The 25,755-nt window shown below is 47.1% G+C and carries 25 protein-coding genes and 1 pseudogene; 24 read left to right on the top strand and 2 right to left on the bottom strand.

Features of this window, described 5'->3' with window-relative positions; translation table 11 throughout:
* The first annotated feature begins 15 nt into the window (after positions 1-15).
* The 23 genes and pseudogenes from DWV34_RS08580 to DWV34_RS08470 all read left to right on the top strand — a co-directional run bounded on the left by DWV34_RS08580 (position 16) and on the right by DWV34_RS08470 (position 23,717).
* Positions 16-2,805, top strand: coding sequence for a DUF7601 domain-containing protein (locus tag DWV34_RS08580; RefSeq protein ID WP_118475958.1), 2,790 nt, complete (start codon positions 16-18; stop codon positions 2,803-2,805).
* 252 nt (positions 2,806-3,057) lie between these two features.
* Positions 3,058-3,285 (top strand): annotated as a pseudogene (locus DWV34_RS08575) (replication initiation factor domain-containing protein); the annotation flags it as partial.
* A gap of 300 nt (positions 3,286-3,585) precedes the next feature.
* On the top strand, positions 3,586-4,815 hold the full coding sequence (hemA, locus tag DWV34_RS08570) for a glutamyl-tRNA reductase (protein WP_118475956.1): 1,230 nt from the start codon (positions 3,586-3,588) through the stop codon (positions 4,813-4,815).
* 12 nt (positions 4,816-4,827) lie between these two features.
* Positions 4,828-5,286: a precorrin-2 dehydrogenase/sirohydrochlorin ferrochelatase family protein gene (locus DWV34_RS08565; RefSeq protein ID WP_118475954.1), complete on the top strand. Its 459-nt coding sequence runs from the start codon at positions 4,828-4,830 to the stop codon at positions 5,284-5,286.
* Positions 5,268-6,146 carry a hydroxymethylbilane synthase gene (hemC, locus tag DWV34_RS08560; RefSeq protein ID WP_022260970.1) on the top strand — a complete coding sequence of 293 codons (879 nt, stop codon included), beginning with the start codon at positions 5,268-5,270 and terminating at the stop codon, positions 6,144-6,146. The genes DWV34_RS08565 and hemC overlap by 19 nt, the downstream gene beginning before the upstream one ends.
* 24 nt (positions 6,147-6,170) lie before the next feature.
* Positions 6,171-7,154: a porphobilinogen synthase gene (hemB, locus tag DWV34_RS08555; RefSeq protein ID WP_187115077.1), complete on the top strand. Its 984-nt coding sequence runs from the start codon at positions 6,171-6,173 to the stop codon at positions 7,152-7,154.
* Positions 7,154-8,428, top strand: coding sequence for a glutamate-1-semialdehyde 2,1-aminomutase (gene hemL / locus DWV34_RS08550; protein WP_187115083.1), 1,275 nt, complete (start codon positions 7,154-7,156; stop codon positions 8,426-8,428). The genes hemB and hemL overlap by 1 nt, the downstream gene beginning before the upstream one ends.
* Before the next feature lie 23 nt (positions 8,429-8,451).
* Positions 8,452-9,600: a cobalt-precorrin-5B (C(1))-methyltransferase CbiD gene (gene cbiD, locus DWV34_RS08545; protein WP_009289708.1), complete on the top strand. Its 1,149-nt coding sequence runs from the start codon at positions 8,452-8,454 to the stop codon at positions 9,598-9,600.
* Positions 9,597-10,292 carry a precorrin-2 C(20)-methyltransferase gene (cobI, locus tag DWV34_RS08540; RefSeq protein WP_022260967.1) on the top strand — a complete coding sequence of 232 codons (696 nt, stop codon included), beginning with the start codon at positions 9,597-9,599 and terminating at the stop codon, positions 10,290-10,292. The genes cbiD and cobI overlap by 4 nt, the downstream gene beginning before the upstream one ends.
* Positions 10,289-11,050, top strand: a complete 762-nt coding sequence (gene cobM, locus DWV34_RS08535; protein ID WP_118475950.1) for a precorrin-4 C(11)-methyltransferase — start codon at positions 10,289-10,291, stop codon at positions 11,048-11,050. Before cobI ends, cobM begins: the two co-directional genes overlap by 4 nt.
* Complete coding sequence (locus DWV34_RS08530) at positions 11,047-12,093, top strand: cobalt-precorrin 5A hydrolase (protein ID WP_009289705.1); 1,047 nt, start codon at positions 11,047-11,049, stop codon at positions 12,091-12,093. The genes cobM and DWV34_RS08530 overlap by 4 nt, the downstream gene beginning before the upstream one ends.
* Positions 12,083-12,817: a precorrin-3B C(17)-methyltransferase gene (cobJ, locus tag DWV34_RS08525; RefSeq protein WP_118475948.1), complete on the top strand. Its 735-nt coding sequence runs from the start codon at positions 12,083-12,085 to the stop codon at positions 12,815-12,817. Before DWV34_RS08530 ends, cobJ begins: the two co-directional genes overlap by 11 nt.
* The gene (locus DWV34_RS08520; protein WP_009289702.1) at positions 12,810-14,822 is read left to right on the top strand and encodes a bifunctional cobalt-precorrin-7 (C(5))-methyltransferase/cobalt-precorrin-6B (C(15))-methyltransferase; all 2,013 of its coding nucleotides are present in this window, start codon (positions 12,810-12,812) and stop codon (positions 14,820-14,822) included. Before cobJ ends, DWV34_RS08520 begins: the two co-directional genes overlap by 8 nt.
* Positions 14,812-16,191 carry a cobyrinate a,c-diamide synthase gene (locus DWV34_RS08515; RefSeq protein WP_118475946.1) on the top strand — a complete coding sequence of 460 codons (1,380 nt, stop codon included), beginning with the start codon at positions 14,812-14,814 and terminating at the stop codon, positions 16,189-16,191. The genes DWV34_RS08520 and DWV34_RS08515 overlap by 11 nt, the downstream gene beginning before the upstream one ends.
* A gap of 1 nt (position 16,192) precedes the next feature.
* The gene (gene cobT, locus DWV34_RS08510) at positions 16,193-17,242 is read left to right on the top strand and encodes a nicotinate-nucleotide--dimethylbenzimidazole phosphoribosyltransferase (RefSeq protein WP_009289700.1); all 1,050 of its coding nucleotides are present in this window, start codon (positions 16,193-16,195) and stop codon (positions 17,240-17,242) included.
* Positions 17,243-17,254: 12 nt separating this feature from the next.
* Entirely contained in the window at positions 17,255-17,767 is a 513-nt protein-coding gene (locus tag DWV34_RS08505; RefSeq protein WP_009289699.1) for a bifunctional adenosylcobinamide kinase/adenosylcobinamide-phosphate guanylyltransferase, read from the top strand.
* Between the two features lie 8 nt (positions 17,768-17,775).
* Entirely contained in the window at positions 17,776-18,540 is a 765-nt protein-coding gene (locus tag DWV34_RS08500; protein WP_118475967.1) for an adenosylcobinamide-GDP ribazoletransferase, read from the top strand.
* Positions 18,541-18,550: 10 nt separating this feature from the next.
* Complete coding sequence (locus DWV34_RS08495) at positions 18,551-18,934, top strand: bifunctional adenosylcobinamide kinase/adenosylcobinamide-phosphate guanylyltransferase (protein WP_009289696.1); 384 nt, start codon at positions 18,551-18,553, stop codon at positions 18,932-18,934.
* Positions 18,931-19,539 carry a histidine phosphatase family protein gene (locus DWV34_RS08490; RefSeq protein ID WP_118475944.1) on the top strand — a complete coding sequence of 203 codons (609 nt, stop codon included), beginning with the start codon at positions 18,931-18,933 and terminating at the stop codon, positions 19,537-19,539. Before DWV34_RS08495 ends, DWV34_RS08490 begins: the two co-directional genes overlap by 4 nt.
* On the top strand, positions 19,530-20,498 hold the full coding sequence (gene cbiB / locus DWV34_RS08485) for an adenosylcobinamide-phosphate synthase CbiB (protein WP_009289694.1): 969 nt from the start codon (positions 19,530-19,532) through the stop codon (positions 20,496-20,498). Before DWV34_RS08490 ends, cbiB begins: the two co-directional genes overlap by 10 nt.
* Positions 20,499-20,515: 17 nt before the next feature.
* Positions 20,516-21,583 carry a pyridoxal phosphate-dependent aminotransferase gene (locus DWV34_RS08480; protein ID WP_009289693.1) on the top strand — a complete coding sequence of 356 codons (1,068 nt, stop codon included), beginning with the start codon at positions 20,516-20,518 and terminating at the stop codon, positions 21,581-21,583.
* On the top strand, positions 21,565-23,079 hold the full coding sequence (locus tag DWV34_RS08475; protein WP_118475942.1) for a cobyric acid synthase: 1,515 nt from the start codon (positions 21,565-21,567) through the stop codon (positions 23,077-23,079). The genes DWV34_RS08480 and DWV34_RS08475 overlap by 19 nt, the downstream gene beginning before the upstream one ends.
* Positions 23,079-23,717, top strand: coding sequence for a precorrin-8X methylmutase (locus DWV34_RS08470; protein WP_009289691.1), 639 nt, complete (start codon positions 23,079-23,081; stop codon positions 23,715-23,717). Before DWV34_RS08475 ends, DWV34_RS08470 begins: the two co-directional genes overlap by 1 nt.
* A gap of 51 nt (positions 23,718-23,768) precedes the next feature.
* Here the strand turns inward: DWV34_RS08470 and DWV34_RS08465 are convergent, their stop codons facing one another.
* Complete coding sequence (locus DWV34_RS08465) at positions 23,769-24,536, bottom strand: sulfite exporter TauE/SafE family protein (RefSeq protein ID WP_009289690.1); 768 nt, start codon at positions 24,534-24,536, stop codon at positions 23,769-23,771.
* A gap of 10 nt (positions 24,537-24,546) precedes the next feature.
* Positions 24,547-24,993, bottom strand: coding sequence for a MarR family winged helix-turn-helix transcriptional regulator (locus DWV34_RS08460; protein ID WP_118475940.1), 447 nt, complete (start codon positions 24,991-24,993; stop codon positions 24,547-24,549).
* Between the two features lie 198 nt (positions 24,994-25,191).
* Here DWV34_RS08460 and DWV34_RS08455 point away from each other — a divergent pair, with 198 nt between their 5' ends.
* Complete coding sequence (locus DWV34_RS08455; protein ID WP_009289688.1) at positions 25,192-25,752, top strand: TetR/AcrR family transcriptional regulator; 561 nt, start codon at positions 25,192-25,194, stop codon at positions 25,750-25,752.
* Positions 25,753-25,755 lie beyond the last annotated feature (3 nt).

Below are 25,755 nucleotides of genomic sequence, written 5' to 3'. Positions count from 1 at the left end.
TAATTTGCGGTAGAATTGCAGTCGGTTGGAACTTTAATTCGCCGCCCGACAATAACGGATGGATGGATTTATACTACAGAAAAAGCAGCTGCATTAGCAAGAGATGGTCAAGAGGTAGATAATATAAGCAAAAAGGTTGATAAGGCAATAGAAGCACAAACTTTAGATCAATTAGTTTCAAACAGTAAATTTAATGTAGATGGTAAACTTCCAACTTCTTATCAAAGCAAAGATGAATTGAAAAATGTAACATTTTATGCAAACACAGCAAAACAAGGTATAAATAACCGAAATAATCTTCCTGCTGGAGCAGAGCAAAAATTTGCTTTTGGAAACGATAATGCTGGGACTGGATTAGGAAAGAATACTTGGAATGATCCTAACGGTGTAGCGGCATCATTAAATATGACTAATGCAGGAAATCGTGCTGGAACCAGTAAATGGGGTACTACATTCTATGGTCCGAGTCTTCGAGGGGCAACATTTAGTTTGGGTCAAGGCGTCAATGAAAATGGAAGTATTAAGTGGAGTGAGGGGGTAAATGCACCTCCAATCTTTTCAACAGCTAAAGATACTTTGAATTCAGATGGTATAGATAATCCAAATGGAATACAAGGGAAAACGGAATATTTAAAATATAGTGGATATGGGACAGAAAATTCCAAAGAAAACTATAACTTACAGTTTTCTCGTCTTGGAGGTACATATACTTTATCTGGAGTTAAGAACAATAAAGGGAAACAAGTCAGCAGTAAGTTGGATAAAATTTCCAAAAATAAATCATCTCTTTATTCAAATGAATTTTGGCCGATGGATTATGCTTCATCATATGGAACTGATGGACACGATCTTAAATTTGGAAATTTAAATTCCAAAGATCTTAGAAATTTTGTAGGAATTGATGGTTCTGGAGCTAAAGTATCTGGAGCCCTTCCAACAAGTGATGATCAAAATAATGATCATAATTCTTACTTTGGTATGACAACATATTTTGACTTTGTGTTACAACCTGGATATTGTGGACCATTGAATTACTTCTTTTATGGAGATGATGATTTATTAGTGTTCTTGTCAGAAACAACTGTTTCTGAGGATGGGACAGTTACAGTTGATCATACTAACAGTGTACAAGTGGCAGACATGGGTGGAGTTCACTCGTCATTAGGTATGTACGTAGATTTATGGGAATTTATTGATGGAGCAGAAGATATAAAAAATAGTGATGGAGAGATAATTGCCACAGGTATTCCAAATAAAGATAATAAGAAAACATATCGTTTATCTGTATATTACACAGAAAGAGGAGCATCTGGATCTTCATGCTATATGAGATTTACAGTTCCATTTGAAGAGTTAGCTACAAATCCAATTACTTTTGATCAGGCAATTCAAATTGAGAAAAATGTTAAGAGCAATTCAAAAGAAGATAAAGGTGTATATGCATTTCAGTTGGATTTAACGACACCTAACGGAAATTCTATGGTTAATCAATATCCATATAAGAGATATGATGCAAATGGAAAAGAAATTAGTACTTCTAATGCTTCAATTGTCAGTGGAACAAAATTTTTTTTAAAGGATGGAGAGAAAGTGCTGATTTCTCATTTGCCAAAAGATACTGATAAGGATTTGGAGAAAGGCTATGGATATAATGTAAGAGAATTAGGAAGAGTAGATTCATCTAGTACAGGATACCCTGATAACTTGAATCCAAGTAATGTTACAGTTATTCCATTGACTCCAAAAGATTCAACAACCTTTATGACAGGAACAATTAAGGATGGATTAGGTCAAAAATTAACATTGGGTGTTGATTATGGGGATGAATTTGATAAAAACAATTATGTTCGTTTTATTAATGCCACAGACCCTGGAATGTTAGAATTAGAAAAGCAATTATCTGTTGATACGCAATCAACAGATAAGGATTTCAATTTCAACGTATATTTCACAAAAGCAGATGGGACGCCTTTGAACTCTTTATCATGGTTTAAAAGCCCGACTGATGTTGAGAGTCCAAACTGGGTTGAACAATCAGATATTGAGTTGCAAGATGGTAAAGGCGTGTTATCAATTAAAGCTGGTGAAAAGGTTTTGATTTATAATTTACCAAAAGGGGCAACCTATACCATTACAGAAGCCAAAAACACATATTATGGGGTCAAAGAGATTGTTACTACAGGAAGTGGAAAGATAAATAAAGACGAAGCTTCTGGAAAGGTTACCGGAACTATTATAGTGGATGAGAATGTGACCGAGATGGATCAAAAAAAGCCATCTAATACCATTAAATATGTCAATGCAAAAACAGAAACAGGTGGCTTGACAGTAACAAAACAAGTTTCGGGAACACACGGCGATAAAGACAAGGAGTTCCATTTCACGGTTACGCTTGATGATAAGACAATCAGCGGAAAATTTGGAGATATGGACTTCGCGGACGGCGTGGCTACATTCACATTGAAACACGGGCAGAGAGCAACAGCTGTGAGACTTCCTGCTGGTATCGGATATACAGTAGAAGAAACAGAAGCCAACCAGGACGGCTATGTGACTACTTCTACTGCTGACAAAGGAACAGTTCCAGAGAATGGTAATGTGGGAATCAAGTTTATCAACCACAAGGAAGTGACATCAGAGAAGCCATCCACACCTGATAAACTTGATACGCCAGACAGTCCAAAAACGGGTGACAGAACAAATATAGTGTTATATATATCATTGTTCGCAATAAGCGGACTATTAATCGCAATTCTAATCGTATTGAAGAAAAAGAAAATATTGGAGAACCGAAAAAGATCTTGAAATAAGATTGTAACGGCTACACAACTCACATTGACGGAGTGATCCAGACACGGTGGCGGGGAAATCTCAGGATTTTTCCGCCATGCTTGCAAGTGGCTGGTTCACTTCGTCTGTGAGCGAGCCTGTGGCGAGCTTTATGTAGCCCCGTTATCTAACAAGGGAGGGGGCACAGGAAACACTATACACTAACAGGTGGAAAACGTCATGCTCGATTGTATGACGGCTGGCGGTGTGATAAAACGGGTTGACTTGGACACGGAGATTAAAAACCGTTTTGAAAAATACATGAAGAATTATATCTGTTTTGTAGACAGAAAGAACGGCTAGCCAAAAAGTCAATGGAAAATAAGTGAGGATTGCGCATGGTTTATAGGCGAAAACAGAGAACTGATACACTTAACTACAAAGCCAGAGCCTTATACCTTACAAAAAGCTTTACATTGGCTACATAGACAGGCAGCACCTACAATAAAAATGGTATGACATTTTCCACACGATTTTCGTTCGGCTCTTAGAATGCCTCACTCCAATCGTGTAGAAAATGGACATATTATTTGCTGGAGCAGGCTGCTTAGAAATCAAAGGTGCCACCTGCGATAGTTTTTCTCCATTGTCGGAAGTAGGCCTTTCCAGAGCCGACTGGAGATAATGGAGAAAAACTCATACTTTTCTGAGCTTATCCTGGTGTTTGGCAGAGAAATGCCGGATAAGCTCTGTTTTTAGTTGCGTTTATTCTGTAAAACGTGCTAAAATTCTTTCAGATATAAAAAGGAGTTAGCCATGAAACTTTTGATGATAGGAATAGATTATCATACGGCATCGGTAGAGGAGAGGGAGCCGTTTGCATTTACAGATTCGGGGGCCGTCCGATTCATGAGGTCTGTAAAGGAAATGGACCCAAATGCCTCCTGCATCGTCCTGTCTACCTGTAACCGGACAGAACTTTGGTTTTATAATCTGACACCTGACCCCCTGGATTACCTTTTCTCACAGCTGCCTCATATAAAGAATTCGGGGAGAGAGCTGTTCGTCCGAAGATCCGGGACTGAGGCTGTTTCTTATTTGATGGAAATGACCAGTGGTCTCCATTCTCAGATCCTTGGGGAAGACCAGATTGTCTCCCAGGTCAGAGAGGCGCTTAACCGTGCCAGAGAATGCTGTAAGCCGGATCCTGTTCTGGACACGCTGTTTCGGATGGCTGTGACGGCAGCAAAAAAAGTCAAAACGGAAACCCGGATCGGAAGCAGGGACACCTCTGTGCCGGAACGGGCCGTTTCGATTTTGGAAGACCGATACGGCTCATTTAAAGGAAAACAATGTCTGGTCATCGGTAATGGAGAAATGGGCCGTCTTCTGGCCGCATGGCTGATACATAAAGGGGCCTGTGTTTCCATGACTCTGCGGCAGTACCGGAAACAGGACGTCATGATCCCGGCAGGATGCGGAGTCGTTCCTTACCGGGACCGGTATAAAACCATGGGAACCATGGATTTTGTTTTCAGTGCCACGAAAAGTCCACACTATACGGTCCATGCGCAGCAGGCGGCAGAGGCTCTGGAGGAGAACTGCTCTTATGTATTTGCAGACCTTGCAGTGCCAAGGGACCTGGACCCGGATCTTACAGAGCTGCCCGGATGCTGCCTTTTAGATATGGACGATCTGGGCCTTCAGGTATCGGCGGATGCCGGGGAACTTAAGAAGGCAGAAGAAATCATTTGCGAGCAGTCTGATGAGTTTATGAACTGGTATTATTTCAGGGACTACATTCCCCTGGTCCGGGAAGTCAGCAGCGCTGCCGGGGAACTGACCAATGCCAAGCTGAAGAAGACATACAGGGAATTAAGGAAAAAGCACCGGGATGTAAGCGGCCTTCAAAAAGAGGTGATGCGGGCATCGGAATCAGCGGTTGAACGGATTCTCTTCGGTCTTAAAGATGTGCTTCCGAGACAGGAATGGAAGCATATCCTTGAGGCACTGGAATTGTCGGCAGATGAGGTGGATATTTTTTAAGGAGGCTTGACCATGGGATATTTTCCATTGTATACAGATATCCGGCATTTCAGGATTTTGATGGTCGGAGGGGGCGCAATCGCCCTGCGGAGGCTTAAGACACTTCAACTGTTTCATGAACATATCACCGTCATATCGCCGTCTGTCTGCAAAGAGATAGAAGACATGGCTCTTGAGGGCTTTGCCACCTGGATTTCCAGGAGTTATGTTCCGGGAGACCTGAAAGGTTTTGATATGGTACTTGCCGCAACAGATGACAGAGAAGTCAATCACGGTGTCTTCCTGGAAGCCCGGAGGGAGAAAATACTTGTCAATATCAGCGACTGCAAAGAAGAGTGCAGTTTTTATTTTCCTTCAGTTATAAAAGACGGCGAGATTGTCATCGGGGTTACATCCGGAGGTGCCGATCATAAAAAGACAAAACAGACAGCAGACAGAATCAGGAGTTTGATATGGAACCAAAAAGACTGAGGATTGGAAGCCGCGAAAGCCTTCTGGCTGTGGCCCAGACAAGACTTGTAATAGAGCAGTTAAAAGCAAATTATCCGGAGCTTTCTTTTGAACTGGTGACTTTGAAAACCACCGGGGATAAGATTCTTAATAAGACATTAGATAAGATTGGGGGAAAGGGCCTCTTTGTGAAGGAACTTGACCAGGCCCTTCTGGACGGAAGGATCGACATGGCGGTCCACAGCATGAAGGATCTGCCTATGGAGATCTCTGATGACCTTCCCGTGGCGGCAGTGCCTAAGCGGGGTGATCCGAGAGACGTGCTTGTGCTTCCTTCGTCCGGAGATTTTGAAGAATTTGGACAGGTGATCGGTTCTTCCAGTGCCAGAAGAGTTCTCCAGGCAAGAAGATTGTTTCCGGAAGCAGAGTTTCAGAGTATCCGGGGGAACATCCACACGAGACTCCGCAAATTGGACAAAGGACAGTATTCGGCACTGATCATGGCGGCCGCGGGACTGAAAAGAGCAGGCCTTAAAGAGCGGATCAGCCGATATTTTTCAGTGGAAGAAATGCTGCCGGCGGCCGGACAGGGGACCCTGTGCGTTCAGGTGAGAAAAGATTTTGATCAGTCACTTTTTTTCTGTATCCACGACAGGGAGACGGAGCTTGTGACTGAGGCGGAACGAGGTTTTGTACGTGCTCTGGACGGGGGCTGTTCTTCTCCGATCGCGGCATACGCAGAGATTACAGGGAATGACCTTTGTCTTACCGGTCTTTATTATAATGCGGCAGATAATACCGGAAGGAAAATGAGTATCAATGGAAAGGCACAGGATGCCGGTGAACTTGGATGCCGCCTTGCAGAACAGATACAGGAATAAATGATACAGAAAGAAGGATGCAGAATGGATATGACAATAAGATCAAGAAGACTCCGCTCCACACCGATATTGAGAAAGATGGTGCGGGAGACGAGAATGGATGCGTCTTCTCTCATTTATCCGCTTTTTGTGCGGGAGGGAGAAAATGTGAAAGAAGAAATTCCGTCCATGCCGGGACAGTTCAGGTACAGTCTGGACCGGATGCCGGAGGTGCTGAATGAAATGGCGGATGCCGGGGTGACGAGTGTTATGCTGTTTGGAATTCCGGATATAAAAGATGAGTGCGGAACCGGGGCCTGGTCAGATTACGGCATCATCCAGAAGGCATTGAGAAAGGCAAAAAAGGAAGTGCCGGATCTCTATTATATTACAGACGTGTGTATGTGTGAGTATACTTCCCACGGACACTGCGGTATTTTAAGCGGAGAACGGGTGGACAACGATAAGACTCTGCCTATGATTGCTAAGATTGCCCTGTCCCAGGCACAGGCCGGGGCCGATATGGTAGCCCCGTCTGATATGATGGACGGCCGGGTCTCTGAGATCAGAAGTCTGCTGGATCAGCACGGTTACACAGATGTGCCGATCATGTCCTATGCTGCCAAGTATGCTTCCGCTTTTTACGGTCCTTTTCGGGATGCCGCAGGATCTGCTCCTTCTTTCGGGGACAGGAAGAGTTATCAGATGGATTATCATAACCGTCTGGAGGCCTTAAAGGAAGTGAAACAGGACTGCGAAGAAGGTGCGGATATCATCATGGTGAAACCGGCGCTCTCATATCTGGACATTGTGCGGGAAGTGCGGAACACGGTCGATCTTCCGGTAGCTGCATACAGCGTCAGCGGGGAGTATGCTATGATCAAGGCGGCAGCCATGAAGGGCTGGATCGACGAGGATCAGATGATCTGCGAGACGGCTGCCGGGATTTACCGGGCAGGCTGTGATATCCTCCTGACGTATTTTGCGAAGGAGATCGCCGGATTTGTGAGAGAAGGGAGGATCGGATGATGACCAGATCAGAAGACTTATTTAACCGCGCCAAACGGGTACTGCCGGGAGGCGTCAACAGCCCGGTGAGGGCCTACCAGTCTGTGGGAGGCTGTCCGCGGTTCATTAAAAAAGCGGAAGGCACTTATGTATATGACGAAGAAGGAAAACGTTATCTTGATTACATCGGCTCCTGGGGACCGATGATCCTGGGACATAATCATCCAGAGATCCAACAAGCGGTAGTGGAAGCTGCACAAAGGGGGCTGAGCTTTGGTACGGCCACAGAGATCGAAGTCAAGATGGGAGAATTGCTCTGCAGCCTGGTGCCGTGTTTTGATATGGTCCGCATGGTCAATTCGGGCACGGAGGCCGTGATGAGTTCCATTCGGGCGGCGAGAGGTTTTACAGGCAGAGATAAGATCATCAAATTTGAGGGATGCTATCATGGACATTTTGACGCACTGCTGGTTAAAGCAGGGTCCGGTGTAATGACCGCCGGAATCCCGGACAGCTCCGGGGTGCCAAAGGGCTGTGCGATGGATACCCTGACTGCGGTGTATAATGACATAGACAGCGTCCGTAAATTATTTGAAGAAAATCCGGGACAGATCGCCGCGCTGATCATTGAACCGGTGGCGGCAAATATGGGGGTTGTACTGCCGAGAGAAGGCTTTCTTAAGGAACTCAGAGACATCTGTACCGAGAATGGGACACTGCTGATTTTTGATGAGGTCATCACCGGCTTCAGACTGGGACTTACCGGCGCACAGGGAACTTACGGCGTGATGCCGGACCTGGCCACATTCGGAAAGATCATCGGAGGAGGCATGCCGGTAGGCTGTTACGGAGGAAAGCGAGAGATCATGGAAATGATCGCACCTCTCGGCAGTGTTTATCAGGCCGGGACTCTGAGCGGAAATCCGGTTGCCATGGCGGCCGGTATCACGGAACTTACAATTCTAAAAGATCACCCGGAAGTCTACCGGCATCTTGAGAAACTTGGAGAGTCTTTCAGGAGCGGTGTAAAAGAGATCTTAAAGCGGCACGGCGAGGAATATCAGATTACAGGGACAGGCTCCTTAAGCTGTCTGTTTTTTACAGACCGTCCGGTTACCAATTATGAGGATGCAAAGACTTCGGATGTATCAGCATTTGCAGAATATTTTCATTATATGCTGGATCACGGAATCCATCTGGCCCCGTCCCAGTTTGAAGCTATTTTCTTTAACAATGCTATGAAACAGGAGGATGTAGATCTGACGCTGGATGTGATGGATTCCTTTTTTTCATAGAGAAGACAGCCGGGAGGGATTTTATGGGCAGGGGACTTGAAGAACATAAGGTCATAAAGCAGAATAAAGAGCTGAGATGCGGTTTTACGACAGGCTCCTGTGCGGCCGCCGCAGCCAAAGGAGCCGCCGCGGCCTTGCTTTTGGGGATAAAGGAGGCAAAAATTTCTCTTCTGACACCAGCGGGTATCCGTCTTTTTCTGCCCCTGGAGGATTTCAGGGTATCAGATAATTCGGTTTCCTGCTGTGTTACCAAAGATGCCGGAGACGACCCGGATGTCACAGACGGGATTCATATTTATGCGGAGGTGAAAAAAATTCCTTCTCCCGGAATTCTCATAGAAGGAGGAGAGGGGATTGGCCAAATTACAAGAAAAGGCCTTTTTCTGCCGGTCGGCGAGGCGGCCATTAACCCTGTGCCGAGGAAAATGATCACGGATGCCGTGCAGGAAGTTCTTGACCGTTCCGATTATGAAGGCGGTCTCTCAGTAACCGTCCGGACGCCGGAGGGAGAGGAGACTGCAAAGAAAACCTTTAATCCGCGCCTCGGGATCGAAGGCGGGATATCAATTCTCGGGACTACCGGGATCGTAGAACCTATGAGCGAAGCGGCGATGGTCAAAAGTATTGAGGCAGAGATGCGGATCCTGCTCGCAGAGGGAAACGGATACCTTTTAGTGACGCCCGGGAATTACGGGGCTGACTATGTAAAAACACACTGCGGCATTTCGGGAGACAACATCTTAAAGTGCAGTAACTTTGTGGGTGATACGATCGACATGGCTGTCAATTTAAAGGCCAGGGGTCTTTTGTTTGTGTCCCATATCGGAAAGTTTATCAAGCTTGCAGGCGGGATTATGAATACCCATTCAAGAGAGGCAGACTGCCGGGCAGAGCTGATGGCTGCTGCTGCAGTGAGGAGCGGTGCAGGTCTTAAAACGGTCAGGGAGATTCTTCAGACAAAAACCACGGAAGAGGGCATTTCGTTACTGAAATCAGAAGGTATTTTGGAGCGGACAATGGAAGATCTGTTAGAAAAGATTGGGGAGAATCTTTCCCGAAGAGCCTATGACAGGCTGCTGACCGGTGCCCTGGTCTTTTCAGGCGGACACGGATTTCTGGGACAGACGAAACACACAGATTTATTATGGCAGAAACTAAAGGAGACAGAATGAGCGGAACACTATATGGAATCGGGGTGGGTCCGGGGGATCCGGAACTTATGACGCTAAAGGCAGTGAGAAAGATCAGAGAGTGCGCGGCAGTCGCTGTTCCGGGCAGAAATCCGGAAGAAAGCACGGCTTTTCAGATTGCGGTCAGGGCGTGTCCGGAAATAAAAGATAAAAAACTGATCGGTATCCATATGCCTATGACGAAAGATGAAGAAAAACTGAAGGAGAATCATGAAGCGGGGGCGTTTCTTCTGACAGAACATCTGAAGAAAGGGATGGATATCGCTTTCTTAACGCTCGGTGACCCAACTGTGTATTCTACTTACCTGTATTTACATAAGATCGTCAGAAAACAGGGATTTTTGGCAGAGATCATAAGCGGTATCCCCTCTTTTTGTGCGGCTGCGGCCAGAATGGAAACAGGCCTTGCAGAGAAAGACCAGGCACTGCACATTATACCGGCAGCCTATGAGGTGGAAGAATGGCTGGAACTTTCGGGGACAAAAGTATTTATGAAGGCCGGAAAACAGCTGGCCAAGGTGAAGAAAAAATTGTCTGAAAAAAATCTGGACGGAAGAATGATAGAAAACTGCGGAATGAGAGATGAGAAACTTTATGGCAGCATCAATGAGATCCCACAGGAGGCAGGGTATTACTCCCTGATCATCGTAAAGGAACAGGAGGATGTACAATGATCCATTTTGTCGGAGCGGGCAGCGGAGCGCCGGACCTGATCACCATCCGGGGAAAACAGCTGATCGAGACAGCGGATATCCTGATCTACGCCGGATCTCTGGTGAATCCGGAACTTCTTTTATATGCAGGGCCTGACTGTAAGATCTACAACAGCGCAGAAATGACACTGGAGGAAGTTTTCAAGGTCATGGAAGAAGGGGAACAGGCGGGGAAGGACACGGTCCGGCTGCACACCGGAGATCCATGTCTTTACGGGGCTGTCAGAGAACAGATGGACCTTCTGGATGAAAAAGGTCTCCCATATGATTACTGTCCGGGTGTCAGTTCTTTCTGCGGAGCGGCGTCTGCCCTCAATTTAGAATATACACTTCCCGATGTGTCACAGAGCGTCATCATTACAAGGATGGCGGGAAGGACCCCGGTTCCGGAAAGAGAAAGCATTGCATCTTTTGCTGCTCACCAGGCCACTATGGTGATTTTCCTCAGCACCGGAATGTTAAAGGAATTATCAGAGAAGCTTGTGGAAGGCGGATACGCAGAGGAGACACCGGCGGCCATCGTCTATAAGGCGACCTGGGAGGATGAGCAGACCTTCCTCTGCACAGTGTCGACTCTCTTTCAGACGGCAGAGGAGCACGGGATTACGAAAACAGCGCTGATCATTGTTGGGGATGTGGTCTCCCATCACCATTATCAGAGGTCGAAGCTCTATGATCCGGAGTTTACCACGGGATACAGAAAAGGAAACGGGAAATGAAGACAGCCATCATTTGCTTTAGCCAAAGAGGGTTAAACCTTGCCGAAAAATTGAAGACGGGTCTCAATAAGTCGGGCCACAGAGCAGAAATCTCAGTGAAATCCGGATATATCAAGAACCGGGATGTGCACTGTGTAACAGAGTCATTAAATGACTGGACTGCCAGGCAGTTTCGGGAAAAAGACGCCTTATGTTTCATCGGGGCCTGCGGGATTGCGGTGAGGGCTATTGCACCTTTTATCAAAAGCAAAGACACTGATCCGGCTGTCATAGCAATCGATGAGACAGGAAACTTTTCGGTTCCTCTGCTGTCCGGACATCTGGGAGGCGCCAACGATCTGGCAGAACAGGCGGCTTTCCTCACAGGCGCTGTTCCTGTGATTACTACGTCTACGGATATCCATCAGGTGTTTGCAGTGGATCTGTTTGCAAAAAAGAACCGTCTGCATATCATGGATCTTGGGCTTGCCAAAGAAATATCCGCCTCTCTGCTGTCAGGGATGCCGGTCGGGTTTCACAGTGACTTTCCGGTGTCTGGGAATCTGCCGGAGGGACTGGTGCGGGGGGAAGATACAAAACTCGGCATCTGCATTTCTGTGAGGAAGAATTTTCTTCCTTTTGCGAAAACCCTGAGGCTGATTCCGAAAGCCCTCGTTTTTGGAGTGGGATGCCGAAAAGGCACACCGGAAGAAGCCATCAAACAGGCTTTTTTACAGGTATGTGAAACAGGGCAGATTGAGCCTTTGGCATTGGGATTGGCAGCCAGCATTGATTTAAAGAAGGAAGAACGCGGACTCCTTGGTTTTTGCAGGGAGAAAGCAATTCCTTTTCAAACGTTTACTGCCAAGGAACTGATGCAGGCAGAAGGAGCATTTACATCCTCTGCCTTTGTCAGCCGCGTGACCGGCGCAGATAATGTTTGTGAGAGAAGTGCCTTTCTGGCGGCCGGAGACGGAGGGAAACTGATTGTGGGCAGACAGGCTGGAAATGGCGTGACTGCGGCTCTTGCGTTAAAAGATTGGAGGATCAGGTTTGAGTCATAAAATATATGTAGTGGGCATCGGTCCGGGAGCGTATGAACAGATGACCGTAAAGGCAGCGGATGTTTTAAGACAGAGTGATGTCATTATCGGATATACCGTATACATTGATCTGGTGAGAGATCACCTGCCGGGCAAACAGTTTCTGTCTACTCCCATGACAAAAGAGACAGACCGGTGCCGGATGGCATTTTCGGAGGCCCGGAAAGGAAAGACGGTGTCGGTGATCTGCAGCGGAGATGCGGGAATCTACGGGATGGCCGGACTAATGTATGAAATCGGCGCACAATATCCTGATACAGAACTGGAAGTCATACCGGGGGTCACGGCAGCCACAGCCGGAGCGGCACTGCTTGGGGCACCATTGATCCATGATTTCTGCGTCATCAGCCTGAGTGATCTGCTGACTCCGTGGGAAACCATCGAGAAGCGGATTCTTGCGGCTTCCAGGGCAGACTTTTCTGTCTGTCTCTACAATCCGTCCAGCAAAAAGCGTCGGGATTATCTGAAAAAGGCATGTGAACTCATGCTGAAGTATAAATCCCCGGACACGGTATGCGGAATCGTAAAAAATATCGGAAGAGAGGGGGAGGAGAAGTCTCTCCTCACTCTTCAGGAGCTTAAAGACGCAGAGGCGGATATGTTTACCACAGTATTTGTTGGGAACTCCCAGACAAAGAACCTGTCCGAAGCGATGGTCACTCCGAGAGGATATCAAGATGTATAAAGTATTTTTATTTGCGGGCACCACAGAGGGCCGGGAACTGGCGGAGTTTCTAAGCCGGGCCGGCGTGGAGGTCTTTGTATTTACGGCAACTGAATATGGGAAAAGCCTGATCGGGGAAGCGGAGCATATGGTCCTGTCTCCTGAAAGACTTTCCGCAGAGGAGATGGAAGAACAGATCAGAATCCAAAAACCGGATCTTGTGGTTGACGCCACACACCCGTATGCAGAATTGGTAACAGAAAATATACGGTCAGCCTGTATCCACACCCACACGGAGCTGATACGGCTGGTAAGGGACGAGGGCACCTGGGACGGAGGAGACATTACCTGTGTCAGTTCCGCAAAAGAAGCAGCGGAGTTTCTTTCACGCACAGAGGGAAATGTTCTTTTGACGACAGGAAGCAAAGATTTGGCAGAGTTTACTGCGGTTCCTGAATTTGAAGAGAGGATTTATGCGAGAGTCCTCTCTCTTCCGGATGTGGTAAAAAGCTGTGACGAAATGGGGTTTCGGGGAAATCATTTGATCTGTATGCAGGGGCCGTTTTCAAAGGACCTGAATACTGCAATGCTCAGGCAGTATGGCTGTAAATGGATGGTGACAAAGGCCTCCGGTATGGAAGGTGGATTTCCGGAAAAATTAGAGGCCGCAAAAGAGGCGGGAGCAAAGCTTCTGATCATTGGGAGGCCGAAAAAGGAAACGGGGCTTACTTTTAAAGAATGCCGGAAGATGCTGAAGGAACGTTTTCAGCTCCCATACCGTCCGGAGATTACTCTTGCAGGTGTGGGAATGGGAAGCATCGAAACGATGACAGGAGAGGCAGTACGTGCATGCCAAAACGCAGATCTTCTGATCGGAGCCGGCCGGGTGCTGGAGACAGCAAAAAAAGCGGCTGGAAACGCTCGTAAGGCAGAGATTTATGAGGAATATAAAAGTGAGGAGATTTTGGCCTACATAAAGGCTCATCCGTTTTATGACCATATTGTCATTGCGGTGTCAGGGGATCCCGGATTTTACAGCGGGGCAAAGAAACTGTACGGACTGCTGTCCTCTGAAAAAGAATGGAACGTAAGAGCAGTGTCCGGCATTTCTTCTCTGTCCTATTTCATGGCCAAACTTCGTATTTCCTGGGAGGATGCGGTGATGGTCAGCTGCCATGGACAGAAAAGACATCTTGTACGGAAAATAGCAGAAAATGGGAAAGTATTTGCGATCCTGGGCACAGGAACACAAGCCGGGGAGCTTGCGAAGGAACTCCTTCAATATGGCCTTTGGGAGGTTACTCTTCATATAGGGGAACGGCTTTCCTATCCCGGCGAAAAGATCAGATCCGGTACGCCGAAGGAATTCCTTTGCTGCCGGACGGATGCTTTAAGTGTGCTCTGTGTGGAAAATCCAAAGCCGCGGAATTGTTTTGCACTTCACAGTTTACAGGATGATCTGTTCGTGCGCGGAAAGGTTCCCATGACGAAGGAGGAGGTGCGGAGCATCACTCTTTCAAAGCTTCAGCTTTTGAAAGATGCTGTCTGCTATGATATCGGTGCAGGTACAGGATCTGTCTCCATAGAGATGGCAGAGAAAGCAGATGAAGGACGCGTATATGCAGTGGAAAAGAAACCGGAAGCGGCAGATTTGATCCGTCAAAACCGGAGAAAGTTCTGTATGGATTCTATACATATTGTGGAAGGAACGGCACCGGAGGCATTAAAAGGGCTGGAGCCTCCCACCCATGTCTTTATCGGAGGGACTTCAGGCGGCCTCACAGAAATCCTTCATGCTGTGTTAAAGAAAAATCCCAGGGTCAGAATTGTTATGAACTGCATAACGCTGGAGACACTTACAGAGGCAGTCAAGGCCTTTCAAACTCTGCCTGTCACGGAGCCGGATATCGTGAATGTGACGGTAAGCAGGGCGAAAAAAGCCGGCAGCTATCATTTGATGATGGGAGAAAATCCGGTTTATATCCTTTCCTGCACTGGGACCGGGGAGGTGCGCTGTGAAGATTGACAGACTCTTATTTACGGCCCCGCAGAGTGCAGGAGGGAAGACGATGGTGACCTGCGGCATTCTTGCCGCCCTCGGCGAAATGGGGAAAAAGACGGTATCCTTTAAATGCGGGCCGGATTATATTGACCCGATGTTTCACCGGAAAGCAGTCGGAACCGATGCCTGGAATTTGGATCCTTTTCTGACATCTGCTTCGGCACTCAGATCCCTGCTGGCCCGCCATGCCAAAGACGCCGATCTGGCTGTGATAGAGGGCGTCATGGGGTATTATGACGGCCTCGGAGGGACAACGGCAAAAGCCAGCGCATATGAACTGTGCAGCATCACAGGAACTCCTGCAGTCCTGATCGTCGATGCAAAAGGAATGAGCACTTCTGTCCTGGCACAGATTCATGGCTTTTTATCATGGAAAAAGGACAGCGGCATCCGAGGGGTCCTTCTAAACCGGATATCCCCGATGCTCTATCCCCGGATGAAACAATTGATCGAGGAACGGCTGGACATCCCGGTTGCAGGCTATGTGCCGGAAGTCCCGGACTGTGTGTTTAAAAGCCGTCACCTCGGCCTTGTCATGCCGGATGAAATCAAGGATATCAAAGAGAAGCTTCACCGTCTTGCGGGTATTATGAGAGAAACCATCGACTGGGATACATTATTTAGAATTGCGCAAGGTGCCTCTTTCCTGGAGGCAGAAGATGAAACGGATTCTTTTGAGAACACATCGTTTTCCAAGGTAAGGATCGGGATTGCAAAAGATGAAGCCTTCTGTTTTATGTACAGAGAAAATTTAGAACTGCTCAGCGACATGGGAGCGGAACTTGTATTTTTTTCGCCTATTCATGACAGACACCTGCCTAAAGATTTGGACGGACTGATCTTTTACGGCGGTTATCCGGAACTTTATGGAATGGAACTTGAGGAAAATCATGTGATGAGACGAGAGACTGCATCTGCTGTGTCTTCCGGGCTTCCATGTATGGCCGAATGCGGAGGCTTTCTGTATCTTCACAGGGAGATGGAGGACAAAGACGGTATTTTCAGGGAAATGGCAGGCGTGATTCCGGGAAAGGCATATAAAGAGGACCGTCTTTCACGGTTCGGATATATCTCTCTGAGACAGAACTCTGGCAGCTTGTTTGGAACCAGTCCTGCAGAGCTTACGGCTCACGAGTTTCATTATTATGATTCCGACTGCTGCGGGCAGGACTTTTATGCCAAAAAACCAGTGGGAAACAGAGGCTGGGAATGTATCTACGCATCCGATACTTTGTTTGCAGGTTTTCCTCATTTTTATTACTATGGTTGTCCGGAGCTTCCAAAGGCATTTTTAAGGAAATGCCGTCAATACCAGACGGAAAAGAGGAGATAAAATGGACATCACAGAAATCAGCAGTCATATCACGAAACCGGATGAAGGCGCCATGAATCGGTGCAGGAAGAGGTGGGACAGCATAGCGAAACCACTGCACAGCCTTGGAAAGCTGGAAGATCTGATCGTAAAGATCGCGGGGATCACCAGAAGTGAGCGCATCAATCTCACGAAAAAAGCACTGGTTTGTATGTGCGCCGACAACGGAGTCGTGGAAGAGGGAGTCTCCCAGTCAGGACAGGAGGTCACGGCGATCGTCTCTGAAAACATGTTAAACGGCAGGGCCACTTCCAGTGTGATGTGCCGGCATCTGGGGGCAGATCTGTTTGCCGTGGACGTGGGAGTCGCATGCGAGACGTCTTTGATTCAAAAGAAATCAGGCTTTGGGACAAGAAATATGCTGAGAGAGCCTGCGATGACCAGAGAGGAAGCCGTCAGCGCAGTCAATGCGGGAATTTCCATGGCATTTGAACTTTCCCGGAAGGGATATTGTATCGCAGCCACCGGCGAGATGGGAATTGGAAATACGGCCACCAGCAGTGCGGTCGCATCCGTTCTTCTGGACCGGCCGGCAGAAGAAATGACCGGGCGTGGAGCGGGCCTCGATGATCAGAGACTCCGGTGCAAGATTCAGGTGATTACACAGGCAGTAAACCTGCACCAGCCAGACAGGAAGGATCCGCTGGATGTCCTATCCAAAGTCGGCGGTTTTGATCTGGCCGCTCTGACGGGATTCTTCCTGGGCGGAGCGGCAGTAAGACTTCCCATTGTGATCGACGGTTTTATTTCCGGGACAGCGGCTCTGGCGGCAATGAAAATCTGTCCTGACGCAGTCCATTATATGCTTCCTTCCCACAAGTCAAAGGAGCCGGCGGCAGGACTGCTGCTGGATGCGCTTGGTCTGGACGCCTGCCTTAACTGCGGCATGAGCCTTGGAGAAGGGACAGGGGCTCTTATGCTGTTTCCTTTACTGGACACGGCATTGGATGTCTATGAAAAAATGAGCACCTTTGATGAAATCAACGTGGAACAGTATGTTCCTCTCAGCTGAAAGGAGGGCAGGATGTTTACCTTAGTCACCGGCGGCAGCGGCAGCGGAAAATCAGAATATGCAGAGAGTCTTGTAGATTCCTGGAACGATCCGAAAATCTATATAGCAACGATGATGCCGTTTGATGAGGAGACCAGAAAGAAGATCCAAAGACACCGGGAGATGAGACGGGACAAAGGGTTTATCACCTTAGAATGTTTTACCGGCCTTTCTGATCTCTGTCTTCCTGAGGAGTGTCATGTGCTGCTGGACTGTATGTCAAACCTTACGGCCAACGAAATGTTTACAGAAGAGGGAGCAGGTGCTGATACAAGAACATCCATTCTTTCCGGTATAGAACATCTTCTGGCATCAGCAGAGGATGTATGTATTGTCACCAATGAGATTTTTTCAGACGGAATAGAATATGGAGCCGAAACGATCCTCTATCAAAAATGTCTTGGGGATTTAAACTGCCGGATGGCAGAAATGGCAGACCGGGTGGTGGAAGTAGTATGCGGGATTCCGCTGAGACAGAAAGGATGAGACAAAAAATGAAGCAGCTTTGGAATAGCTTTAAAATCGCATTTTCCATGTATTCCAGGATTCCTGTGCCGAAAAGTGAGTGGACAAAAGAATATATGAAATATACCCTTTGTTTTTTTCCGGCAGTTGGGGGGATTGTGGGGCTTCTTGTCATCTGCTGGTCCGATTTCAGCATCTTTTTGAACTTGGGTATCCTGGCCCGCACTGCCGGCCTGGCTCTGATCCCGGTCATTGTCACCGGAGGCATCCACATGGATGGATTCATGGATACCGCAGACGCTTTAGGGTCCTGCCGGGACAGAGAAAAAAAGCTGCTGATTTTAAAAGATCCCCACTGCGGAGCATTTGCCGTTCTCTCATGCGTGGGTTATTTTATTGCTTATGGAGGCGCCCTCAGTGAGATCGGAAGAGGAAATCTTTTGATTCTTTCCTGGGGATTCGTGCTGTCACGGGCGCTGAGTGCCTTTTCCATCGCATCTTTTCCCATGGCAAAAGAAACAGGGCTTGCGGCATCCTTTTCGGGGACTGCCCACAAAAGAGCGGTGCGCGGAGTCTCGGCTGTGACAGCGGCAGGGTCTGCGGCCGCCATGTGTCTCTTAAATCCTGCTGCCGGACTTTTGTGTATTGGAGGAGCCATTTTATCCTTTGCCTGGTATTACCGGATGTCGATGAAACAGTTTGGCGGCATTACAGGAGATCTCGCAGGGTGGTTTCTGCAGATATGTGAGCTGTCTGCGGCCATATGCCTGGCCGTAATAGAGAAAATAATGTAAAGGAGCAGCCATGATCATCATCATAGGAGGAGCATTTCAAGGGAAAAAACAATATGCGGAAAGGGTCACCGGCATTCCGGGAGATCAGATGACAGACGGAGCGGATTGTTCTTTGGAGGAGATTTATTCCTGTCAATGCCTGTATCATTTTCATGAATGGGTCAGGCGGAAACTGCCGGATATAAAGGATTATGAACAGGAAGCCAGGAAAATTTTTGAGGCAAACCCGGAGCTGGTCCTTATAGCTAATGAACTCGGCTGCGGTGTTGTGCCGGCGAATGCATTTGACCGGAATTTCAGGGAGACAGAGGGAAGGCTTCTTACCTGTCTGGCCGGGATGAGCAGTGAAGTGCACCGGGTCGTGTGCGGAATAGGGACGGTGATAAAGGGATGATCAGAGGATACGTGATCCGGCACAGCATGACAGAGAGTAATGCTTCAGGCCGCTATGCTGGAAAAAGAACAGATGAAAATTTAAGCCCGGAAGGGATCTCCTTGTGTCTGGACCGGATATATCCGCAGACAGACGTGGTCTATACAAGCCCTATGAGGCGGTGTATACAGACTGCCGGACTTCTTTACCGCGGAAAAAAGCCGGTGATCCGGGAACAGTTTGCTGAGTGTGATTTCGGCATTTTTGAGGGAAAGAACTACATAGAGTTATCCGATGAACCGAAGTATCAGGAATGGATCGACAGCAACGGAACCCTCCCTTTTCCTGGGGGAGAGAGCAGAGAAGAATTTCAGGCCAGGTGTCTTGAAGGGTTTTCTCTATGCATAGAGCACTGCATACAGTATCAATATAGAACTTTTGCAATGGTAATCCATGGAGGAACGATCATGAGTATTTTAGACGGATTTGCCGTCCCTCACAGGGATTATTTTGACTGGCAGGTAAAAAATCTGGAGGGATATGAAATAGAGACAGATGAGAAACAATGGGTCATAGGCAGTCATGAAATCTATATCAGAAAAGAGGGATCAGACATATGGAAGTAAGAGCAGCAGCATTATTGTTTGGTTTTTTCCTGGACTTCCTGTTCGGCGATCCCCGCTGGCTCTGTCATCCCGTCCGCCTGATCGGTTCTGCCATATCAGCGGCGGAAAAAGGAATACGGTCTGTTTTTCCTCAGACACCACGAGGAGAACGGGCGGGAGGAATTCTTCTGATCCTCCTGATCGGGTCCGCATCCTTCGCCCTTCCGTTTTTTGCTTTGAAAATACTGTACGGATGGAGCCAGGCGGCAGGGTTTCTTTTGGAGTCTTTTTTCTGTTATCAGCTGACGGCGGCAAGGGGGTTAAAAGATGAAAGTATAAAAGTTTACAGAGAGCTTACCGAAGGATCTCTTTTAGGGGCCAGAAAGGCAGTTTCCATGATCGTCGGAAGAGATACAGAAGAACTAACCCGCACCGGTGTTATAAAGGCCGCCGTGGAGACCGTGGCGGAAAATACATCGGATGGAGTCGTGGCCCCGTTATTTTATATGACATTAGGCGGTGTTCCGCTGATGTTTCTCTACAAAGCCATCAACACGATGGATTCCATGGTGGGATATAAGAATGAACAATATCTGAATTTCGGCAGATATCCGGCGAAATTGGATGACCTGGCAAATTATATCCCTGCAAGGCTGTCTGCATGGTTTATGATTGCCGCCTGTATTTTTACCGGAAATGATGTGCCGGCGGCCAGACGGATTTACAGGAGAGACAAAAGAAACCATAAGAGTCCCAACGCTGCCCACACGGAAGCCGTGACAGCGGGGGCTCTGCATATCCAGCTGGCAGGAAATGCCTGGTACTTTGGAAAACTTTATGAAAAACCAACCATAGGCGATGATTTAAGACACCCGGAGCCGGAAGATATAAAAAGAGCCAACGGCCTTATGTACGGATGCAGCCTCTTGGCAGCCGCCGTTTTTGGGATTATACTTATGTGTATCGGATGGAAGTTTTGACCGGAAGGAGGAGCGGCATGAAGAAACATATACACGGGGGAGATATTTACCGTCACGGGCATATAACTGATTTTTCCGCCAATGTAAATCCTCTTGGAACGCCGGAGAGTGTCAAAGAAGCTGTTCGGAAATCGGCCGAAGGAATCGAACATTACCCGGACGTTCACTGCAGCAAATTAAAAAAGGCATTATCAGAGTGGGAACAGGTTCCTGAGTCCTGGCTGATCTGCGGCAACGGCGCTGCAGATCTTATTTTCGCCCTGACACTGGCGTTAAAGCCTAAGAAAGCTTTGATCTTAGCTCCGACCTTCGCAGAATATGAACAGGCACTGAAAAGTGTGGGCTGTCAGATAACCTATTTTTATTTGACAGAACAGGAAGAATTCCGTGTGACAGAGAAGATCCTTTCAGAAATCACACCGGCTTTGGATATGGTGTTTTTGTGCAATCCAAACAATCCCACAGGAGAACTGACCGACAGGGAAATGCTGCTGAAACTCTCACAAAAGTGCAGAGAACATCAGGTATTTTTTGCAGTGGACGAGTGTTTCCTGGATTTTGTCCCGAAAGGACAGGACTATGAACTGGCAGGCTGCCTGAAATATAACCGCCATATTTTTTTGCTGAAAGCATTTACAAAGCGCTATGCCATGGCCGGTCTCCGTCTCGGGTACGGTATCTGTTCCGACGAAAAGGTCCTTTTAAAAATGACGGAAGTGACCCAGCCATGGAGAGTGTCGTCTCCTGCCCAGGCCGCAGGAACAGCGGCTTTGTCGGAGCAGTCCTACTTAAAACGGTCAGTCCGGTTCGTGTCTGAACAGAAACATATTTTAAAGAAAGCATTGGAGGAAGCAGGCTTTCGAATTTACGGGTCCAGAGCCAACTATATATTTTTCAAAGGCCCGGAGGATTTCTATGAATATTGTCTCTCAAATCAAATTCTGATCAGGAATTGCCGGAATTATGAGGGACTTTCAAAAGGATGGTTCAGGATCGCAGTCCGGACAGAAGAGGAAAACCGGCGGTTTATCTGGACACTTCAGGCGTTCACGAAAGGAGAAACAGCATGGCAAAGACAATCATGATTCAGGGAACGATGTCAAATGTCGGGAAAAGTCTTATGACTGCAGGACTCTGCAGAATATTTAAGCAGGATGGCTATAAAGCGGCTCCGTTTAAGTCGCAGAACATGTCGCTGAACTCTTACATAACAAAGGACGGGCTGGAGATGGGACGTGCCCAGGTCATGCAGGCAGAGGCGGCGGGAATCGAACCGTCTGTCTATATGAATCCGATTCTTTTAAAGCCATCCAGCGATACCGGCTCTCAGGTGATTGTAAATGGGAAAGTCCTTGGCAATATGAGCGCCAGAGATTATTTTGCATATAAAAAAACGCTGATTCCTGAAATCCAAAAGGCATTTGATGCTCTGAGCAGGGAATATGATATGATTGTCATAGAAGGTGCGGGGAGTCCGGCAGAGATTAATCTGAAACAGGACGATATCGTCAATATGGGCATGGCAGAACTGGCCAATGCACCTGTACTTCTAGTGGGAGACATCGACCGGGGAGGCGTCTTTGCACAGCTGACCGGAACCATGATGCTGCTGACAGAGGAAGAACAAAAAAGAGTGAAAGGAATGATTATCAACAAGTTCCGGGGAGATAAAACGATCCTGGATCCCGGCATTGAGATGCTGGAAGAAAAAGTGCAGATCCCGGTCGTGGGGGTTACCCCCTATATGAATCTTGAATTAGATGATGAGGACAGTCTGAGCGAGAAGTTTGACCGGAAAACAAAAAAGGAATTGGTCGACATTGCTGTGATCCGGTTTCCAAGGATTTCTAACTTTACGGACTTTAACGTGTTTGAACTCATTCCAAATGTTTCACTGCGTTATGTGAAAACCCCGGGAGAACTCGGAGATCCGGATATGATCCTGCTTCCGGGAAGCAAAAATACCATTGAGGATCTCCTGTGGCTCCGTCAGTCCGGCCTGGAAAATATGATCCTCAAAGAAGCATACCGGGGAACGATTATTTTTGGAATCTGCGGAGGCTATCAGATGCTGGGAGAAGTACTGTCTGACCCTCATCATGTGGAGACAGGAGGAATGGTTAAAGGAATGGGACTGCTCCCGATCGACACCGTCTTTTCCAAACAAAAAACAAGAAGCCGGGTCAAAGGAAGATTTCTTAAGCTGGATGGTGATTTGTATCCGATCTCAGGAGCTCCCTTTGAAGGATATGAAATTCACATGGGAATCTCTTCACAGCACGGCAATGCAAAACCGCTGACGTTTTTTGAGGATAAAGGTAACGGCGTCACAAAGCTTTGCGGAACCTGGGTAGGAAATGTCTACGGCACTTATTTACATGGCATTTTTGAACTCTCGGATACGGCGGAAAAGATTGTCCGTGCCATTGGAGAAAAGAAAGGGATCGATCTTTCCGATGCTCCGGCGACGGATTACCGGCAGTTAAAGGAAGAGCAGTATGATCTGCTGGCAGATGAACTGAGAAAGCATCTGGATATGGAAAAAATATATGAAATCCTTCATAAAGGAGCAGAAGACTAATGAAAATTAAACTTGAGAATGTGGAGCCTGCCCAGATCGAGGCAAGAAGTTTTGAGATCATAACAGAGGAAATGAGGGCTTTTTCGCTGATTCCCGGAACTGAACCTATCGTAAAGCGCTGTATTCATACTAGCGCCGACTTTGATTATGCAAAAAATCTTTGCTTTTCGGATCATGTAGTATCACTTGCCATAGATGCCATCAAAAACGGCGCGTCCATTGTGACAGATACGCAGATGGGCAGGGCAGGCATTAATAAAAAGAAACTGGCCCGGTATGGGGGAACGGTCCACTGTTTTATGTCCGATGAGGATGTTGCAGAAGCAGCAAAAGCAAACGGCACCACAAGGGCTGTGGCGAGTATGGACAAAGCGGCGGCTTTAGGTGAGAAGTTCATTTTTGCAGTTGGAAATGCCCCGACGGCACTGGTCAGGCTGTATGAGCTGATCAGGGAAGGGAAACTGGATCCTCATCTGGTAATAGGGGTTCCCGTGGGATTTGTTAATGTGGTCCAGTCAAAAGAACTGATCATGGATGCTGAAGTTCCGTATATTGTGGCAAGGGGAAGAAAAGGCGGGAGCAATATTGCGGCGTGTATTGTAAATGCACTGCTTTATATGATAGATGGAACCAGATAAATCGATGCATTCAAAAGGGCCGGCTCACCTTAGTGGATCCGGCCCTTTTGATTAAAGGTAATTCACTGTGACAATCGCCAGTCCAAGCACTGTAAGGACCGCACCGGTTGCCCGGTTTAATACGATCGCCGAAGCTTTGTTTGCAAACTTCGCTGCTACTCTTGCCCAGAGAAATGTACTCAGCACGCAGAAAAGCAGGCTTAGCATATCCGGGCGTCCGCCGATGGCAAAATGACTCAGAGATCCGGTCAGAGCAGTAAATGTCATGATAAATACACTGGTTCCAACAGCAGTTTTGAGTTCGTACCCTAAGACACTGGTCAGCAGAAGGAGCATCATCATGCCTCCGCCCGCTCCTACAAATCCGCAGATAAAACCGACGACAGATCCGCAGAGAACAGACTGAAGAAATCTTTTTTTTGCATCCACCAAATCCATACTGCTTTTTGTGGTCATAACAGGACGGACAATAAATTTAATTCCCAGCAGCAAAGTCATGAATGTAGAAAATCCGCCCATAGCAGTGCTTGGCACAAGGCTGGAAATATAGCTGCCGACTAGTGTAAAGCAAAGCACAGAAATCATCATGACCAGTCCGTTTTTAATATCCAGATTCTTGTGTTTTCCATATGTATAAGCTGAAACTGCGCTGGCAAAAACATCGCTTGCCAGGGCAATGCCCACTGCCATATATGGATTCATTCCAAGAAAAGTGATCAGCATGGGACTTATGACTGCAGCTGCACTCATTCCAGCGAAGCCTGTCCCCAATCCTGCGCCGATTCCGGCTAAAAAACAAATGATAAATTTATACAACATAGCTGTTACCTCATACTTTGTGTTTTTTATGATTTAGTGACTTTGTAATATTTTCGTCGATCCTGCTGAAAAATTCCTGCAGCTTGAGCCGCTCCTCTTCTGTAAATCCATCGAGGAGAAGTGCGAAACATTGTTCCTGGCACTTTGAAAGGGCGTCGATTCTGTTCTGCATTTTCTCAGTCAGATACAGACGGCGGACCTTCCGGTTACCGGGATCAGGAGAGGTGGTCAGATAACCCTGTATCCTGAGAGATTCCACGGCTTTTGAAACATTGGATTTTGCAAACCCCCGCATGACTGAGATTTCCTTGGCGGTATTATTCCGGGGATTGTTTTTCAGAAAGAGCAAAATATCAATTTCCAGCTGAGACATTTCATATTGTTCCGACAAGGGCTGAAATGTCTGGCGGTACAGATGTTTGAAATGATTGGCATAGGTTAAAACATGATTCTGCATCAAATACATTCCTTTCCATATAGTTCTATTTATAACTGTTATAATTATAACTATATAATACAAAGATGTCAAGAAACACGCTGCTTTGTCTGCTGCCGTCAGTCATCAAGATGAAATTTGCAGCGAAGATGAAACAATAGTTGACAAAATCCCGGCTTTCTTATAATATTGAATTAAAGTTTAATATTAGGAGGCGCTATGGCACAAGTCTTAAAAGATGAAATACGCCAGTGTATTCTTGATTCTGCACTGGAAGAGTTTTTTATCCATGGATATGTCCGCACAACGATACGGGACATTGCCGGCAGGGCAGGGATTCCCGCCGGACTGATCTATTCCTATTATAAAAATAAAGAGGCTTTGTTTGATGAAGTTTTAAGGCCGGTTTGTTTTGACTGGAAACGGGTCATGAAACATGGCGGCTCTCCGGACTATCAAGACTATAAGTATCTGAGCCAAATGGAAGAGAACTGTATCCGGACTCTTTTCCGACACCGCAGGGAATTGATTATCATGATGGATAAAAGCACAAAGACCAAATATGAGGATGAAAAAGAGCGCTTAGTCAGTGAAATTGAGCATCATCTGAATTCACACAAAGACATGTTAAAAAACCATGATCCGGTGTTTGTGCATATTGTAGCCAACAATTTTGTAGATGCGCTGCTTCAGATTGCATATCATTATGAAAGCGAGGAATGGGCTATGGAATTACTAAATAAAATATCGAAGATGTATTTGCAGGGAATCGGTTTTTGAGCC

Origin of the sequence: Anaerostipes sp. AF04-45, from assembly GCF_003461725.1 — a bacterium.
Lineage (GTDB): Bacteria > Bacillota > Clostridia > Lachnospirales > Lachnospiraceae > Anaerostipes > Anaerostipes caccae.
This window is presented reverse-complemented; position numbering and strand designations above follow the sequence as displayed.